This is a genomic window from Bacillus sp. P4_E1 (assembly GCF_056401715.1).
Genome location: NZ_JBFUIV010000015.1, coordinates 51,446 through 68,886, shown reverse-complemented (window position 1 = coordinate 68,886; position 17,441 = coordinate 51,446). Strand labels below are relative to the sequence as shown.

Here is a 17,441-nt window from a genome sequence, read left to right as displayed (position 1 = left end):
GGTCGCAAGGCGAAGGTTTCAGAAGCACCGAAAAGCAAATAAGCTGAGACAGGTGAAACTCCTGTCGGTGAAATTCCGTAGGGAAGCGTGTTCCCCTTAGCCTATGCTTACGAAAGGAGTGCGGGTTCGAATCCCGTCGGAGGCATATAGAAAACCGTATATTAAGAAATAGTTTGTCTTTGTTATACTCATTTAATGGTAAAATTAAAGTTAGGATATTTTATAGTGGGAAACAAAATGAAAGTGTTTTTAGTAGCCATCTTTTCAGCGATTATCATAATGATGACTGTTTTTGTTATAACAAAGGCTTGTTTTACGGGGTATAAGAGGAATGATATATCATTTCGGAAATTTATTCTTTTATCAAGTGTTTCAATTGTGATAGGCCGTTTATTGTCATTTGTACTACCATTTGGCTATGAAAAAATATTCGATTACATTAACTAAATAAACGTATTTAAAAAGACCTTCTTAATTGAAGGCCTTTCATTTTTTAAAGTGCTTTTTCAGCTGTTGTTGTGTTGTAGTCTTTGCTTACGTCAACGGATTGAACAAAGTCAGGTTTTTGTGGAGCAGGGAAATGCTCATGTCCAGCTTGATTTGTCAGATTTGCATTTAACCCAAAAGCAGCGATTCCAGCAAAAGCAATACCTAAAGCGATTTTACCAATTGTTTTCCTCATTTTCATAACCTTCTTTCATTCTTTTTGTTTGCTTCAATACTCTTGAGGAAATACTCACTAGCCTTTTCAAACTGTAGCTTCTTGTGATATGTAGTTGCTATTTTCTCACAATACTCTGAAGTGTAACTGAATAAAGATTCTTCATTAAAATAGTGAATTCCTGCTTGTACAATTTTATCTAACTGTTCTAATTCAAATTCATTAATATTAGCTTCTAAAATAGAAAAATGATGTTTATACTCCTCGTTGTCCAGTTGTAAAACAATCTCTTTTCCGGTCTGGATATACTTATTTGCTAATTCTATATTGCCTAATTTTCCATTTTCTTGTGCAAGTAAAAATAATGCTTTGTAGTGCTTTGGCATTTTTTCTATCACTTCTGATAATTGGCGAATGGCTTGTTCTGATAAATCTTGATTTGCGTACAGTGTACCTAGATTATTTCGTACATGAAGAAGTAAAGGTTCTTCGTTTAATTTTTGTAAGATATCAATTGCTTTATAGTATAATTCTTCAGCTTTTTCATAGTGTCCAACTGCTACATAGGCTCCACCAAGCACACTTAAACATGATGTTACGTTTCGTTCGCAATCGTTTATTGTTTGGAAAATGTCTAATGCTTTAGTTGCATTTACTATAGCTTGGCTTGGTTGTTGCATTTGAAAATGATAAACTGCATATCGATAATAAAAATCAGCTTGCTCCACATTAGTAAGACTAGTTAATGATGATTTTGCTTTCTCAAAATAATCATCAGCTTTATCGAATTTGTTTAATGCAGTGTAGTAAATTGCATTGTAATAGTGATATAAGTAGGATAGTTGTAAATCAGATGGTATAGCATAAGCGTTAATTGATTCAAAACTATCTTTTGTAATTGATAGCCCTTCAGTGAATACTGCATAGCGGAATTTTAATAAATCAAAAAATAATTGGTAGGATGCATTTTCTGTATTTCCTTGTAAAAGCATTTCTTTTTGTTCTTTTGCTGCTGCATGATAGCAGTCGTGGGATACTACGACATTTTGAGTTAAAATTGCGTGATACCACGCTTCTAGATGTTTGGTTGCGTATGTACTACCGGTTAATAAAGTGTTCATAAGGTCCCCCCTCATAATATTCTATTGAGTTGTATCTATAATGGTAACACGAATTATCGGAAGATTATGTAAAAATAACTTGATAAATAAAATTCTTGTAAATAAGAAAATTAGATCGTTTTTAGTTGTATATTTGTATATTTTATTCAATATTTGTTATTTTTTAGATGGTAAATGCTATGGGGGGTTCAAAATATGAATATTTTATTTCAAACCAAGAAAAAGTTGAGAAAGCAAATAAAAATAATAAATTTTAAAAATCCCCTTCATAATTGAAGGGGGGATTTTTAAATGTGCTCACCATGATTTTCTAATTTAGGAGCAGGGAGATCAGCATGACCTTCTTGCTTAGGGGCAGGGAAATCAGCATGACCTTCTTGCTTAGGGGCAGGGAAATCAGCATGACCTTCTTGCTTAGGAGCAGGGAAATCAGCATGACCTTCTTGCTTAGGAGCAGGGAGATCAGCATGACTGTCTTGCTTAGGAGCAGGGAAATCAGCATGACCTTCTTGCTTAGGAGCAGGGAAATCAGCATGGCTATCCTGTTTAGAAACTGGAGGTCTTCCATGATCATAAGTGGGAGCCAAAGTATCACCTTTATTGAAAGCAGGAGCCCCTCCGTAGTCACCATGATTTTCTAATTTAGGCGCTGGAACATCGCCATGTTCAGCTTTTACAACTCCGCCATCCCCGATGCTTACACCAAAAATACCAAAACCAAGTACTGATAATCCTACAACAACTGTACCAATTTTTCTTTTCAAATCTTATCTCTCCTTATAGTTATTTATTTGTGTTATTCGTTTGTGAAATTAGACAGAATAACACAAATCGTAATAGGGGAATTCCCCCCCCTAATTTACGATACTACATAATTCTGTGTAATATTTTGTAAAACCTTCTTGTATTTTGAAAATCAAGAAAAATAAATTCGACAAAAACACCACTCTCTCAAGTGGTGTAAGGAAATAAGTGTATGAATAATAAATTTAAAGGTTAAAGATAAACAATCACGTCCCACAAAAAGTACGATAAGGACGATTCGACGGCGCTGGAGGCGTGCAGTAATCCGCTTGTTCTTGAGAATATTCATAAGGATTTGCTAAAGCTTGAAGAAGTTTCTCCATTACGCTATAGTCTCCATTTTTAACAGCTGCTTCTAGTGCTTCTTCTACTCTGTGGTTGCGAGGGATGATTACTGGGTTGTTATTTTTCATTAATTTGTATGCATCATCTTTCGATTCTTTTTGTCTTTCTAACCGAGATTGCCATAGCTCGTACCATTCTTTAAATTCAGGACTTTCAAATAAAGGTGCATTTTCTAATATATTGTCAGTTAATGCACGGAATGTATTTGTATAATCTGCTTTATATTTTTCCATTGCTTTTAAAAGTTTCTCAATAAGTGATTGATCTTGCTCTTCATTGCTAAATAGTCCTAATTTCTTCTTTATTCCGAGGAACCAATTGTTTTCGTACTGCACGCTAAACTTTGAAATTTCATCTTGTGCAATTTTTAGTGCTTCTTCTTCATCTTCATGTAGTATCGGTATTAAAGATTCAGCTAAACGTGCGAGATCCCATGCAGCTATATATGGTTGATTTCCGTATGCATAACGGCCTTGTGTGTCAATAGAGCTAAATACTGTTCCTTGATTATAAATATCCATAAAGGCACATGGACCGTAATCAATCGTTTCACCGCTAATCGTTATATTGTCAGTGTTCATTACGCCGTGAATGAAGCCAACGAGTTGCCATTTTGCGATAAGGCTTGCTTGTCTCTTAATGACTTCTTGTAGTAGTGCGACATATGGATTTTCAGTAGATTCAACCTCTGGATAATGTCTTTTTATCGTATAATCAGCTAAAGCTTTGAGATCTTCGATTGAGCCTCGAGCTGCGGCGTATTGGAATGTTCCAACGCGTATATGACTGCTTGCAACTCTAGTTAAAATAGCTCCAGGTAACTTCGTTTCGCGATAGATTGGTTCGCCAGTTGAGACTACTGCTAAACTGCGAGTAGTTGGAATATCAAGCGCGTACATCGCTTCACTAATAATATACTCACGTAGCATTGGACCGAGTGCAGCACGACCATCACCGCGGCGTGAATATGGAGTTGGACCGGAACCTTTCAATTGAATATCAAACCGTTCGCCTGAAGGAGTAATTTGTTCTCCAATTAAAAGGGCACGACCATCTCCTAACATGTTGAAATGACCAAATTGGTGCCCAGCATACGCTTGAGCTAGTGGATGAGCTCCTTCTGGAATAGTATTACCAGCTAAAATGGCGATTTCAGCGTCCTTTTTTAGTTCCTCAGGATTAAAGCCAAGAGATATTGCTAAAGAATTATTTAGTTTAATTAACTCCGGTGAGTGTACAGGAGTTGGGGGGATTTCTGTATAAAATGATTGTGGTAAAGTCGTATAACTATTATCTAAATTCCAACCTGCTTCATTATTTTTAGTCATTTTATCTCCTCCTTGTTTATTTTTTTATTATGTATTTGTACGTATGTATTCTTTGTAAAATTAGCTAAAAGTATAATATGATATTTCCCCTTGAAATCTATTGTAAGGACTTCATTGCACTATGTCTATTTAACAGCAAATAATAAAACTCCATTTTAAAAAAATGGAGTTTTATTATTATTTGATTTTTACAATTATCTTTCCTTTTGCTCTTCCAGACTCTGAATATTCCATTGCTTTTTGAGTATCTTTAAAAGGGAAAATGCGATCGATTATAGGTTTGATTTGTCCAGATTCAATATACTTTGCAATTATACGTAATTGATCTCCGCTTGGTTTCATAAACAAAAACGAATATTGAGCATTATGCTTTTTTTCAAGTGCAGTAAGTTTTTTGCTTGCTAATGAAAATAAGAGTGTTTTGAAAAATCCTGAACCAAATTCTTTACCGAAGCGAGCATTCGGCATTCCTGAAACGGAAACAATGTTCCCTTCGCTTTTTATAATATCGAATGATTTTTCAAGTGTTGTACCGCCAAGTGTATCAAATACCGCATCATAATTTTTCAGTATATCTTCAAACTTTTCTTTTTTGTAATTAATAATTTCATCTGCGCCAAGAGACTTTACTAAATTTTCACCAGCTTCACTAGCGGTTGTTGCAACAGTGGCACCCATTATTTTTGCTAACTGAATTGCGAAAGTACCAACACCGCCGGATCCAGCGTGAATCAAAATCTTTTGTCCTTTTTGTAATTGCATGATGTCATGTAATGCTTGATATGATGTTAAGCCAACGAGAGGAATCGACGCCGCTTCCTCAAAAGTTAAATTTTTCGGTTTTAAGGCTATATCATCTTCATGAATGGCTATATATTCCGCAAAAGTACCGATCTTATCTTTTCTTGGACGTGCATATATTTCATCACCAACTTTAAATTGAGTCACCTTTGTTCCGACTTTTACAATGACACCAGAAAAGTCATTACCAAGAATAAGGGGCATTTTATATTTAAGTAACAACTTCACTTTTCCATCGCGTATTTTAAAATCAATTGGGTTAATGCTAGCTGCATGAATTTCTGCGAGCACCTCATACTCATTTATTTCAGGGGTGGGCATCTCAGTCATACGCATTGGAACTTTCCCGTACTTATCAATCACCATTGCTCTCATTTCTTATACCTCCAAAGTTCAATAAAAGTTTTGCAGTAGCTTCTCAATATCTAATACAAGGTTTTTTAATAATCCTAATTTTGTACGTATGTCAATATAATAAAAGTTCTTTGTACCTTCTTTACGCATTAAAATAATAACAGCTTCTCGTAAAATCTTAAGGTGATGTGATACTGCTGGTCGAGAAAGGTGTGTTTGTTTAGTGATTTCGCCAACACGTAATCCAGTTTGACATTCTGTTTTCATTAGAACTAACAAAATAGCTTGACGTGTTTCGTCACCAATTGCCACTAATACTTTTTGACAATTAATAAAATCTTCTTTAATAACATTTAATTGTTCTTGTTTATTCATTTCAATCACTATACCTCCAATAATTAGTCGAAAGGTTTAAGATGATGAACCATTACATCGATACGGTAATGCTACATGAATGTTGTATGAGCTGCAATATTGAGAAAGAAAATCGAGACGAAGCCATTTTTACGTATTGAAAATTATGGAGTAGTTATTATAGGGAATAGAAAATAATGGAGTTGAAAGGTAGAAAATGATTTAACAATGCGTTGTCTGCCGAGGATAAAGGGTAGCCATTTAACAATAAAATAAGCGGTCGTAACCTTGTATAATTTACAAGGTTACGACCGCTTATAATGTTTTTATTATTTTTGATGTCTATATCAGAGAATAGTTCAAAGTAAAGTAGGGCCTTCTTTTTTATCCTTTCATACACACACAAATTAAGTGACTTGTAGATGTATGAAAGGATAAAAGTAATTTGGGGCGTAATCTATCTATATGATAATTCAAAATGAAATATAAGTCTATATTTTTGTTGGTTTTTTGATTATATTTATGTCACTGAGCTCAGAAGAATATATGTGGAGGGAAAATGTATGGAATCGAAACATGTACCAGTTTTAATTGTTGGAGGGGGATTATCAGGATTATCGTCTGCATTATTTCTTACGAAACATAACATTGATTATGTACTTATTGAAAGGCATCCGTCTACTGCGATTCATCCGAAAGCGGGTGGAATTACATTTCGCACAATGGAATTATTCCGAGAACTGGGTCTAGAAAAAGGAATTAGATTAGCTGGTAAAGCATTAGAGAATTGTCACGGGAGAATTGCAGTTCAAACAATAGCTGAGGTAAAGCATGAAGAGTTGGAACAAATAAGGGCGGCGCAGTATGAAAATAACGAAAATTCATTTCGTAAAGTGGAAGAGATTAGCCCATCAAAACAAACTGCTTGTTATCAAATTACTTTAGAAGAGATGATGTTACAATGCGCGAAAAAATTAGGCGGAGAGCTATCTTTTTATCATGAACTGGTTTCTTATGAACAAAATGAGAACGGAGTAATAGCAACTATTCGAAATCGTGACACGAAAGAAGAGAGCATGATTCATTGTGATTATGTAATTGCAGCAGATGGAGCGAAAAGTAAAATACGTGAACAGCTAGGTATTCTAACTGAGGGCCGTGGTACAATCGGTGGTTATTATATGAACATATATTTTGAAGCGGATTTGAGTGAATTTATTAAAGGAGACGCATTCGGTTTTACTATGATACTTCATCCAGAAGTAATTGGTGCGCTTATTCCAGTCGATAACGAAAGTAAATGGATTTATCATGTAGCTTATGATCCAGTAAAAGGGGAGCGACCAGAGGATTTCTCTATAGAACGCTGTAAACAAATTATTCAAACTGCAATTGGAAGTACGGATATTAAGCCAGAAATAGTAAGTGTTTTGCCGTGGGAAGCGAGTGAAAGTACAGCGGTAAAATTTCAGGACAATCGCATCTTTTTAGTTGGTGACTCGGCGCATATTATGCCGCCAACAGGAGGATTCGGTTCAAATACAGGAATACAAGATGCACATAATTTAGCTTGGAAATTAGCGGCTGTTATAAAAGGGAAAGCAAATCCAAAATTGTTAGAAACGTATCATGACGAGAGATATCCTGTTGCAAAATTAACGACGGACCATGCGAGTAGTATATTATTTCGTGCAGCGAATAGAGAGGAAGGTAATTTGAATACTATGGATAGTTTAGCTGTCACTGCTGGCTATCAGTATTGCTCAGAAGCAATTATAGACGAATGTAACACACCGCATAGAATGGATATAGTTTATTTGAACGGACGCCCTGGAACGCGTGCGCCACATTTTTGGGGAACTTATGAAGGAAATGAAGTTTCTATACTTGATCTATTTGGTAGCAACTTTGTGTTACTTACTGGAGCAGATCCTAGTGCTTGGAATGAAGCTGCAAATGTTGTTTCATCTGGATTAGGAGTAAAGATAAAAGTGTATCAGGTAGGTTTAACTGGTGATTTTATCGATCAAGGTAACTTTTTTAGAAAACTATACGGGATAGAAAATGGAGGAGCGGTAGTAATAAGACCAGATGGATTTATTGGATGGCGTACGGAAAATGAGGTAGTAAAGCCGGGTATATTACTTGAAGAGATAATGAATCGTTTATTATGTAATTAAATATAAAACCACCGCTTGTATTTCAAAAGCGGTGGTTTTATTGCTTGCAACTTACAAAAATAAAATATTGTAAATTGTAAGCGGATGTGCTAATCTTATAACCTACTTGAAAGATGAATTTTTTTGATTGCAACTTACAAATAATAAAAAATGTAAGTTGTTGAAATAACAGAAGATAATTTTATTATATAAACAAAATGGATGGTGAAAGAAATGACTGAAAAGGCATTGACGAAAAATGTTGTTTTGGATGCAGCGGAAAAGGAATTGATTAAATATGGATGGAGTAGGACGACACTCGTTAGTATTGCGAAATCACTTGATGTTAGTCATGCAGCTTTATACTCTTATTTTCGTAGTAAGGCAGCACTTCGAGACGCTATTTTGGAAAGATGGTTATTAAAGTATTCGGATCAACTTGAGAAAATTAGTGGGAAAGACGGAGAAACAGCAGTGATTTTACAAGAGTGGTTCTTATGTTTGTTCCAACTTAAACAGAAAGAGTTACTGGAAAATGAAGAGCTATTTACATTGAATAGTTCGTTAGTTCAGCAAAAGAATGCTGTTATCCAAAAACACGAAGAAAGATTAGTTAGGCAACTGGAGAAGGTTATAAATCAAGGGATAGAGCGTAACGAGATTGAAAAACAAGACAGTTTATTTTTAGCGCATATGATTTTTGGACTCCTATCACCGTTCTACCACCCTGCTTTTTCTGAGCGATGGAAAGAAGAGAAGATAAACGAAGAATTTCAAAAGTCATGGGAAATTGTTGCGCGTGGTATTTTTCAAAAGTAAAGAACTTCGTATCATATAAGGCTTTCAATCAGGAAACGTAATGAGAAGGGGAGATTATATGAGTCATTATAAAGAAGAACAACAACGTGTAAATGTAGTCATTGAAAAAGTAGACGAGGAACTGAATGAGCTGGACAGCCGAGTTGGTTCGGTGAAGTCTGAAATTGTAAATATAAGAAAAAACTTTTGGGAAGATGTAAAAGTAAATATAGATAATATTAAAGAAGCGGTTGAAACGGCGGCTAGTATCAGGCAAGAGGCCGAGATTCTTTCGGAAAGGGAGCATACCCATCGACATGCGAAAAATGAATATAATCTTTTAACGAAAATAAAAGATACACCGTACTTTGGAAGAATTGATTTTAAAGAAGAACAAGAGGCGGATACTGATGAAATCTATATTGGTATCGGCTCTTTTTATGATAAAGAGACAGATGAATTTTTAGTATATGATTGGCGCGCACCTATTTCTAGTCTTTATTACGATTATTCTTTAGGAAGTGCAAAGTATATAGCTCCAATGGGGACAATATCAGGGGATTTACTTTTGAAACGTCAATATATTATTCGAAATGGTAACATTCAAAGTATGTTCGATACAGGTGTAACGATAGGAGATGAACTCCTTCAAGAAGCGCTAGGAAGAAATGCAAGTGAACAAATGAAAAGTATTGTAGCAACAATTCAAAAAGAACAGAACAAAATTATTCGAAACGATAAAAGTGATGTATTACTTGTGCAAGGGACGGCTGGAAGCGGGAAAACTTCAGCAGCTCTGCAACGGGTTGCGTATTTATTATATCGTTACCGTGGGACAGTAAACGCGGATCAAATTTTGCTATTTTCTCCGAATGATTTGTTCAATAGCTATATTGCTAACGTCTTACCAGAGCTTGGTGAGGAGAATATGCAACAAACAACTATCCAAGCATACATGGAACATATGATTGGAAAAAGTTTTACTGTAGAAGATCCTTTTTCGCAGTTAGAATACATGTTAACGAAAGAACAGGAAAACGTGTATGAAACAAGGAGAAAAGGGATTCAATATAAATCATCAATTGAATTTATGGGGCTGATTGAAAAGTATGCGAGAAACCTTGGTGAAAAAGGGATGCAATTTCATGATGTAACATTTAAAGGGGAAATAATCATACATGCAAATGCAATATATGACTATTTTTATTCCCTAAACACAGCCATTTCAATACCGAATCGAATGCAACTTGTAACGGAATGGATTAGTAAAAAATTAAATAGCTTTGAAAAGAAAGAAGCGAAAAAAGAATGGGTAGAGCGGGAAATTCAATATTTAAATAAAGAAGATTATAATCGTTTGTATGAAAAGTTAGAGAAGGATAATCAATTTGATTATTACGAGAAAGAGCATGAAGTGTTAACGAAATATGTAGTGAGAAAGCATTTCCGTTCGGTGCGAAGAAAGGTGAAATCTTTAGCTTTTGTAAATCATTCTGCAATATTTCAGCAGTTCTTTGAAACGATCCAGAAAGATGTTTTCGCACCGGATGGTTGGGAAGAAATATGTAAGCAAACAGTAAAGTGTTTAGAGGAAAAGCGATTAGCATATGAAGATGTAGCTCCTTATTTATTTTTAAAAGAATTAATAGAAGGTTTTAAAACGAACCATATTGTGAAATTTGTATTTGTTGATGAAGTACAAGATTATACACCATTTCAATTAGCGTTTATGAAACGACTGTTTCCGAAGGCAAAGTGGACGTTGCTGGGTGATGTAAATCAAAACATTTTCGCTCATTAGTAATAGAGGAACAAATATAATTTCAACGTTGTTTGCAAATAGCAAAGTAGAAACCATTCAGTTAAATCGTAGTTATCGCTCAGCAAAACCTATTATTGAACTTACAAAACATATCATTCCGAACGGGAAAGAAATTGAAGCTTTTAATCGGGATGGTAAGAAGCCGTTATGTATAAAAATGAATGATGAACAAGAGCGTGTGGAAAGTATCATTGATAAAGCAAGAGATTTGCAAGAGAAAGGTCATAAATCAATTGCGATCATTTGTAAAACAAATGAAGAATGTATGAAGGCTATGGAGTTAATAGGGGATAAATTAGACTACCATCTTGTGCAGAAAGAAAATACGACTTATGAGAAGGGCGTTGTTATTATTCCTGCTTATTTAGCAAAAGGGATAGAGTTCGACGCTGTTATTATATTTGATGCTTCAAGTGATATTTACAGTAAAGAATCTGAACGGAATTTATTTTATGTAGCATGTACACGAGCGATGCATGAACTATATGTATATTATGCAGGAGAGATTACGACAATGCTTTCGAAAGTACCGAAAGCATTATTTCAAAACGAAACGAGTAAAGGGAGAGATGCTTAATGGCTAATCAATTAAATGCTTTTCAAAACTGTAGTAAGGAAGTTTCAATGTTATTACCAATTCCTAAGTATGTAAAATTAGTGCATGAGCATGAAGAACTACGTGACGGTGTAAATGTTGAAATTCAGCGTTATCAAGCAGAAGAACCACTGAATTATGGTGGCTCTCATATAACAACTATTACTTCTCAAAAGAGTAAGCATCTTTTAAGTTACACGAATATGATGCCAGTATACGCTAATAAACTACCTCATAAAGATGAGGCAGAGAAAATAGCGATGGATGTAATGGAAAAGGTTGATCGACAATATGCAAAGGGCCTAACTTTGCTTCGTATAGAAAAACAAACGAGACATTATGTTGACGGGGGACAAACTGTGGAGTTTCCTGTTCTATGGATAAAGATGATGCATAATAACGGAAGTTTTAACTGGGTGACAATTGGTGGTGACGGACAAATCATTGAATTTGAGCGAGAAGTACGCTGGGATTATATGATGAGTCGTCGCCAAACAGAAATGTGGTATTACGATGATTGGGTATTGGCGCGCACCGGGGAAGGACCACAATTATTGCCGCCAGCTGCGTTGGCTTAATATGTGTACAATGGTAGGCGTCTATGATAATATATCGCTAGTTATGCCTTATCTGTATAATAAAATGAACATAAAGGGCTGAGCGTTATGAGAAGAAAAGGTTATTTTATAGACAATGAGAGTACGCGGTTATACAACAATGACATCGTATTCTCAAATAAAATATATTCTAATAATCCTACGTTGGCAGAACTGAAACAAATGATTTATAACGGTGGAATAGAAGAAGTGTTTATATCCGATTATTTTGACGATCGAAAAAGTAATTTAGAGCGTGAATCAATAGATGATGTGAGAGCCGAATGGGATACAAAATATCACAATAATATTTGTCTTACTGATGAACCAGTATCTTTAGAAGATTTTCCAGATGAATATCTCTTCTTTGTTGAAATGTGGGAAAATGAAAGAGGAAAAGTAATTTTAGTGTTATTTATGCATCATTAGAATGTTCGGGAAGCCTTTATATTGGCTTCCCGATATTTTTTATGTTGAAAAAATATTATGCAAGATGTTGGTAATATACTACGTATTTTTCTAATCCTTCAATCTCTTTCTCAGGAGGTTCAATTCCACCTTTTCGGCCGTAGCAAACATTTCTCAAGTATTCGCCGAAAATCATAGAGCGACTTTTCTCATTTTCCATCCAATTATATCTATTAATTATAAAATCACCATCAAAACTTGTATCAAATGTATATGGAATACAAGTTATATGTTTTGGTAAATGTTTTTTTAATACTCTATATTGCCGGCCTGCTCCTAAGCTTTTACATACAAATAGTAAACTATTAATTGTTGTAAAATCAAAGATCTTCTTAGCTTCAATTACATTTGCGATAGAATGGAGAGAGTTTTTCTCGAAAATGATAGCATCTTCCGGTACACCGTGTTCAATTAACTTGTTAACAATTACTTCTGATTCTGATAAATCTCCATAATTCCAGTTTGGATGTTTCATTCCATGTAAACTAGTACCACCTGTGACGATAATTTGTGCACCTAAACCTTGTTGATAAGCATGTAAAGGAGCTTGCCAATTACCAGGATGGGAACCACCGAAAACGAAAATTGCATCACACTGTTGTGGTGTTGATTCTTTTAGGAAAGCGATTTCGGTTATTTCTTCAATTTGTTTTTTCGTAAGATGTGGGACTTCAGGGTATTTAGGGATTACCATATGAAAACCTCCTATATAGTGAAATGTTAAATTCATTATATAGCGATGTTGTTTAGTGGAAAAAGGGAAGTTTTTCATTTGACAGTTCCCCTTTTATGATAACTCTCCTATAAACAAAAGTTCTCCTTCATCATAAAATCCATCTTCATCCTTGATTATCTCTTGGAAATGCAATGTTTGGACACTGTTAGAAATTGATATTTTCCATTCATGCCCGAAGTCGGAAGCATTGGAGAGGGGAATCCATTTTTGAAATTCGTTATCTCTATTGAAAAAATTTTGAAAGTAGTCATCGTTTTTAAATATGATGATTTGTGAGTTCCATAAGCTTGCTATTTTGATCATAACAACGACTCGATATGTATTTGTATCGTTCGGTTTCATTGTCATTAATTGATTCGCTTGATTTAACAGGGTTTGAATGCACAATCGCTTTACTTTCCTAGGTGTTGTACTAGAATCGATAAAAGCTTGAGAGCCTGGTAAAGGCATATGCCAGTATTCATCGTTATAGAAAGTAGACGGAAATGCTTTAGTAGAGTCTTCAATTCTTTTTATAAGAGTTTTTGTTTTTCGTTTCATTCCGCGTATTTTTTTTCACGCATTGTTGATCATCTCCATAAATTTTTGCAAGGCAGCTGAGTGGAAAATATCTTTTCGAATAATAAAAGTAGTAGGAACCTTTCTAAAGTGATTTGGTAATGTATTTAAAGATAAACCATGTTCGTAATCTGGAATAATAGATTTCAGCATAATAGCCGTACCCATACCTGATTTTACACATGCAAGTATTGCTTCAATTGTTCCGAACTCTAGTATTCTTTTAGGTGAAATCCCTTCTTCTTGAAGCCAGTTTTCTAATAGTTTTCTGTAATAACAACCTTGACTAAAAGCGAGTAAATTCAGTTCTTCTATTGTTTTAAAGGAAGATAGAGGAGTCTTGCTAATGAGAACGAGTTCTTCTTCTCGAAATGAAAGTGTATGAAGTTCAGTATGCTGAATATTTCCAGCGATAAGAGCCCCGTCTAGTTTTCGCTCTAAAACGAGCTGAGTTAATTGGTCTGTCGTATTTGTTTCTAGAATCAATTCAACTTCTGGATACTTTTCATAATAGGTCGTTAATATAGGCGGGAGACGAACGGCTGTTGTCGATTCTGTACACCCGATTTTTAACGTGCCTTTTGGCTCGGTTCCGTTACTTTGGACAGCTTGAATGGATTGATCGATTAGATGGATGATTTGTTTTGCATATGTTAATAAAATTTCTCCGTTAGAAGTTAAAGTAACGCCTTTTCCATTTCGATAAAATAAAGGCATACCTAACTCAATTTCTAGTTGTTTTATACGCATCGTTACAGCTGATTGTACATAGTTTAAGTTTTTAGCAGCATGAGATATATTTCCTACTGTCGCAACTTCGTAAAAAACCGTTAAATCTTTTATGTCCATTTATTATCACCCCGAAAAAGGTATCAATTTTTTTGATGGATTCTATTATTAACACTTATTTTACATGATATCAGAACCTTCATACAATGAAAGGGATATGGGGGAGATAACGTTGATAAGTGAAGAAAAAATTGAAAAGTACAGTAGTTCTAATAAATGGATCATGTTAACTTTGGCAACGGTAGCACAGGCAAGTGCAACACTTATAACATATGGAGTAGGGGTACTCGCTTTATTTTGGAAACAGAAATATGTACTTTCGAATATGCAGGTTGGGTTGTTAATAAGTGCTGTAAATATTGGTCCGCTGTTTTGTATGCTTTTTGCCGGAAGGTTACTTGATCGATATAATGAAAGAATATTAATTGGAGCGAGCACTGTATTACTTGGCGGGGCGCTTTTACTTGCTCATATGGCAAGGGGATTTATTGGGTTATTATTTGTTCTTCTTTTAATAGGGACCTTTTATAGTGTATCCCACCCAGGGGGAAGTAAAGTAATCTTGAAATGGTTTCCGAAAGAGATTCGCGGATTAGCTATGGGAATACGGCAAGCTGGTATACCTATTGGTGGGGCGTTAGCAGGAGTAACGATCCCTTTGCTTACAATTAAATTTAGTTTAGCTTATACGATAAATGTAATTGCAACTATATGTATAATAGGCGGGTTATTGTTTTTCATATTTTATAAGGAATCGTACGTACGAGAACACACGAGCCAAGAAAATGTAAGTATTTCTTTTTGGATGCAGTTAAAAAAGGTAATATGTAAAAAAGAGCTGTATCCAATTTTTATTACAGGTATTTGCATGATTTCTTTACAAATGATATTAGTCGGACATTTTATAAAATTTTTAGTCATTGAAAAATCGATAACACCTATTGTAGCAGGGAAAGTATTTTCAGTTATGCTAGTTGCAGGAATGATTGGGCGAATTATATTAGCTACAATAAGTGATACATATTACAAAGGTGATCGTCGTACACCTTTATTAATAACTGTATGTATATCTTTTTGCTTAATTTTAGTTGTTGTAATGAGTATAAACACAATGACACTTGAGGCATTGTTTGTGATGAGCGGACTGCTAGGGTTCTTTGCGATCGGTTGGTTTAGTCTTTTTATGGTTGAAGTTGCTGAGTCTGCAAGTGAGGAATTGGTAGGCCTAACAGTGAGTTTTGCGCTTACACTTAATCAAATTGCTATTATCTTTGCACCTGCTTTGTTTGGTTATATAGTAGATGGAAAAGGCTACACATATGCATGGATGGGGATAGCTGCATTACTAAGCGTTTCAGCAGTGAGTTTATGTAAAAGTAAACGAATATTAAAAATGTAAATCTTTTATGAAGAAAATCTAAAGAAATGTCGTGGGAGTGACATTTCTTTTTTAATATGTTGTATAATCAAGTTATAAATGAGATTCGTTTTCATTAACGCTCATTTCCTCTTTTGAAATTACCTGTAATTTTAGCCATAATAAGCTGTTTTTCTTTTTCGTTACTTATCCGATTTATTTTGTTTAAAAATTTTTCAGCATCATTTCCTTTTAAAATTATAATCTGTTTTCCGTAATATTCAATTAAAACTATATTGTTTTTTGTTACTCGATAATGAAACATCATATCATCTAAACGATTGCGCTTATCGGTCTTTTTCAAATTAACGCCTCCATTCTTGTCAATGTGTAACGAATGTTACATAAAAAATTAAAATTAAAGTTGGATGTATCCGATTGTAAGGTGGAAATTTTGTAAAAAAGAACTACAATAGAGAGTAGTTAAAATTTGAACGTTAGAAAAAGGAATCTAGTTTACTATGAGGAATAATAGAGTAGATAGATTATAAGATATTTAAAAACTAAAAGATATAGAATAGAATGGAATGGAAAAGTATAAAGTGAAACTAGATAAAAGAGGGTTCCCATATGTTTAAGAAATGGTTAATCGCTTTCTTTGTTTTTGCTATTTTTTGTGGGAGTGTCGCTGCACTCATACATGCAAATAAAGAAAAGAAATACAGTTTGAAGGCATTTTCAAATTTTGAGGATAAAGTTGGAAATGTTCAACCGAAAGTTGATGCGAATCAGCAAAAACGTTATGATATTGCAGCAACGAAACTCGATCAATATTTAAAAGATAAAGGATTTAACGGGACGGTTCTCGTAACGGATAAAAATAATGTGGTTTTACGAAAAGGCTACGGGTATGCGAATGTAAAAGATAAAGTTTTAACAACGCCAAGAACAAAATATCGCATCGGTTCCATAACGAAAACAGTAGTTGCAATATCTATATTACAGCTAAGAGAAAAAGGGAAATTGAATATTGAAGACAATGTAAATAAGTATATTCCATCGTTTCCAGCAGATAAAAACATTACGTTACGAAATTTGTTAACACATACGTCCGGGTTACCAGATCAGGGACAAGGTAGTGTTGATGCGGCATCACGTTTAAAGTTAGTAACGTGGATTGGAGCGCAAAAGTTGCAATTTCCTGCAGGGACAGGATGGAAATATACAGATTATAATTATATGGTGCTTGCGTATATTGTAGAAAAGATATCGAATAAACCGCTTGCTGAATATGTGAAAGAAAACATTTTTACTCCTGTTGAAATGAATGAATCTGGTATGGGTGCAACTCTCCCTGAAGATATTTTCTTAGCAGAAGGTTACACGAAAAAAGATAATGAGTTAATAGCTGCACCCCGCTTAAAAATGAACTGGCTGTATGGTTGTGGTGAAATGTATACGACCGTTGAAGATATGAAAAGATTAGATGAGGCTATTATGGATGGAAAGCTGATTTCTAAACAAAGCTTATCAGATATGTTTACAGTATCACCTGCGAGAAAATATGGATTTAGCTTCTATATTTACCCAGATTATTATCATAACCACGGTGTATTAGCTGGCTGGAACACTTTTAATAATTTTAACTGGGATAAAAGAACGTTTGTAATATTATTCTCTAACGTACAAAATGGTATGAATGATACATTTAATCAAGAGTTTAGGAAATTAGCGAATGATTTAATAGAAGGAAAATAATTATTTAAAAATCGGTATTGATATAAAATTATCAATA

General features: G+C 34.5%; 17 protein-coding genes and 1 pseudogene. 8 read left to right on the top strand and 10 right to left on the bottom strand.

Annotation, left to right across the window (positions count from 1 at the left end):
* Window positions 1-237: 237 nt before the first annotated feature.
* Window positions 238-447 carry a hypothetical protein gene (locus AC1DS7_RS20220; protein ID WP_476999172.1) on the top strand — a complete coding sequence of 70 codons (210 nt, stop codon included), beginning with the start codon at window positions 238-240 and terminating at the stop codon, window positions 445-447.
* 46 nt (window positions 448-493) lie between these two features.
* Here AC1DS7_RS20220 and AC1DS7_RS20215 read toward each other — a convergent pair whose 3' ends face one another.
* The 6 genes from AC1DS7_RS20215 to AC1DS7_RS20190 all read right to left on the bottom strand — a co-directional run bounded on the left by AC1DS7_RS20215 (window position 494) and on the right by AC1DS7_RS20190 (window position 5,798).
* Window positions 494-682, bottom strand: coding sequence for a hypothetical protein (locus tag AC1DS7_RS20215; RefSeq protein ID WP_002033627.1), 189 nt, complete (start codon window positions 680-682; stop codon window positions 494-496).
* A gap of 2 nt (window positions 683-684) precedes the next feature.
* Window positions 685-1,782 carry a tetratricopeptide repeat protein gene (locus AC1DS7_RS20210; RefSeq protein ID WP_016100878.1) on the bottom strand — a complete coding sequence of 366 codons (1,098 nt, stop codon included), beginning with the start codon at window positions 1,780-1,782 and terminating at the stop codon, window positions 685-687.
* A gap of 287 nt (window positions 1,783-2,069) precedes the next feature.
* Window positions 2,070-2,546, bottom strand: coding sequence for a hypothetical protein (locus AC1DS7_RS20205; RefSeq protein WP_476999169.1), 477 nt, complete (start codon window positions 2,544-2,546; stop codon window positions 2,070-2,072).
* Window positions 2,547-2,792: 246 nt separating this feature from the next.
* Complete coding sequence (locus tag AC1DS7_RS20200; RefSeq protein WP_016100880.1) at window positions 2,793-4,259, bottom strand: protein adenylyltransferase SelO; 1,467 nt, start codon at window positions 4,257-4,259, stop codon at window positions 2,793-2,795.
* Window positions 4,260-4,436: 177 nt separating this feature from the next.
* Window positions 4,437-5,435 carry an NADP-dependent oxidoreductase gene (locus tag AC1DS7_RS20195; RefSeq protein ID WP_016100881.1) on the bottom strand — a complete coding sequence of 333 codons (999 nt, stop codon included), beginning with the start codon at window positions 5,433-5,435 and terminating at the stop codon, window positions 4,437-4,439.
* Window positions 5,436-5,453: 18 nt separating this feature from the next.
* Window positions 5,454-5,798 (bottom strand): ArsR/SmtB family transcription factor, encoded by a 345-nt coding sequence (locus AC1DS7_RS20190; RefSeq protein ID WP_016100882.1) that lies wholly within the window; start codon window positions 5,796-5,798, stop codon window positions 5,454-5,456.
* Window positions 5,799-6,331: 533 nt separating this feature from the next.
* Here AC1DS7_RS20190 and AC1DS7_RS20185 point away from each other — a divergent pair.
* From AC1DS7_RS20185 to AC1DS7_RS20165, 5 genes and pseudogenes are all read left to right on the top strand, one after another.
* Complete coding sequence (locus AC1DS7_RS20185) at window positions 6,332-7,948, top strand: FAD-dependent oxidoreductase (protein ID WP_476999168.1); 1,617 nt, start codon at window positions 6,332-6,334, stop codon at window positions 7,946-7,948.
* 213 nt (window positions 7,949-8,161) lie between these two features.
* Complete coding sequence (locus AC1DS7_RS20180; protein WP_016100884.1) at window positions 8,162-8,746, top strand: TetR/AcrR family transcriptional regulator; 585 nt, start codon at window positions 8,162-8,164, stop codon at window positions 8,744-8,746.
* Window positions 8,747-8,804: 58 nt separating this feature from the next.
* Window positions 8,805-11,124: pseudogene (gene helD / locus AC1DS7_RS20175) on the top strand (RNA polymerase recycling motor HelD).
* On the top strand, window positions 11,124-11,720 hold the full coding sequence (locus AC1DS7_RS20170) for a hypothetical protein (RefSeq protein ID WP_016100887.1): 597 nt from the start codon (window positions 11,124-11,126) through the stop codon (window positions 11,718-11,720). Before helD ends, AC1DS7_RS20170 begins: the two are co-directional and overlap by 1 nt.
* An 87-nt stretch (window positions 11,721-11,807) precedes the next feature.
* Window positions 11,808-12,167, top strand: coding sequence for a hypothetical protein (locus tag AC1DS7_RS20165; protein WP_476999167.1), 360 nt, complete (start codon window positions 11,808-11,810; stop codon window positions 12,165-12,167).
* A gap of 55 nt (window positions 12,168-12,222) precedes the next feature.
* Here AC1DS7_RS20165 and AC1DS7_RS20160 read toward each other — a convergent pair whose 3' ends face one another.
* The 3 genes from AC1DS7_RS20160 to AC1DS7_RS20150 all read right to left on the bottom strand — a co-directional run bounded on the left by AC1DS7_RS20160 (window position 12,223) and on the right by AC1DS7_RS20150 (window position 14,349).
* Window positions 12,223-12,900 carry a YdcF family protein gene (locus AC1DS7_RS20160; RefSeq protein ID WP_002167869.1) on the bottom strand — a complete coding sequence of 226 codons (678 nt, stop codon included), beginning with the start codon at window positions 12,898-12,900 and terminating at the stop codon, window positions 12,223-12,225.
* A 93-nt stretch (window positions 12,901-12,993) separates the two neighbouring features.
* Entirely contained in the window at window positions 12,994-13,482 is a 489-nt protein-coding gene (locus AC1DS7_RS20155; RefSeq protein ID WP_033729923.1) for a DUF3916 domain-containing protein, read from the bottom strand.
* Between the two features lie 15 nt (window positions 13,483-13,497).
* Complete coding sequence (locus AC1DS7_RS20150; RefSeq protein WP_215588392.1) at window positions 13,498-14,349, bottom strand: LysR family transcriptional regulator; 852 nt, start codon at window positions 14,347-14,349, stop codon at window positions 13,498-13,500.
* Between the two features lie 112 nt (window positions 14,350-14,461).
* Between AC1DS7_RS20150 and AC1DS7_RS20145 the strand changes: the two genes are divergently transcribed.
* The gene (locus AC1DS7_RS20145) at window positions 14,462-15,688 is read left to right on the top strand and encodes an MFS transporter (RefSeq protein WP_215588391.1); all 1,227 of its coding nucleotides are present in this window, start codon (window positions 14,462-14,464) and stop codon (window positions 15,686-15,688) included.
* Window positions 15,689-15,782: 94 nt separating this feature from the next.
* On the opposite strand, the gene AC1DS7_RS20140 is transcribed toward AC1DS7_RS20145, so the two are convergent.
* Window positions 15,783-16,010, bottom strand: a complete 228-nt coding sequence (locus AC1DS7_RS20140; RefSeq protein WP_016100893.1) for a hypothetical protein — start codon at window positions 16,008-16,010, stop codon at window positions 15,783-15,785.
* Window positions 16,011-16,276: 266 nt separating this feature from the next.
* Between AC1DS7_RS20140 and AC1DS7_RS20135 the strand changes: the two genes are divergently transcribed.
* Entirely contained in the window at window positions 16,277-17,404 is a 1,128-nt protein-coding gene (locus tag AC1DS7_RS20135) for a serine hydrolase domain-containing protein (RefSeq protein WP_002014186.1), read from the top strand.
* Window positions 17,405-17,441: the final 37 nt, after the last annotated feature.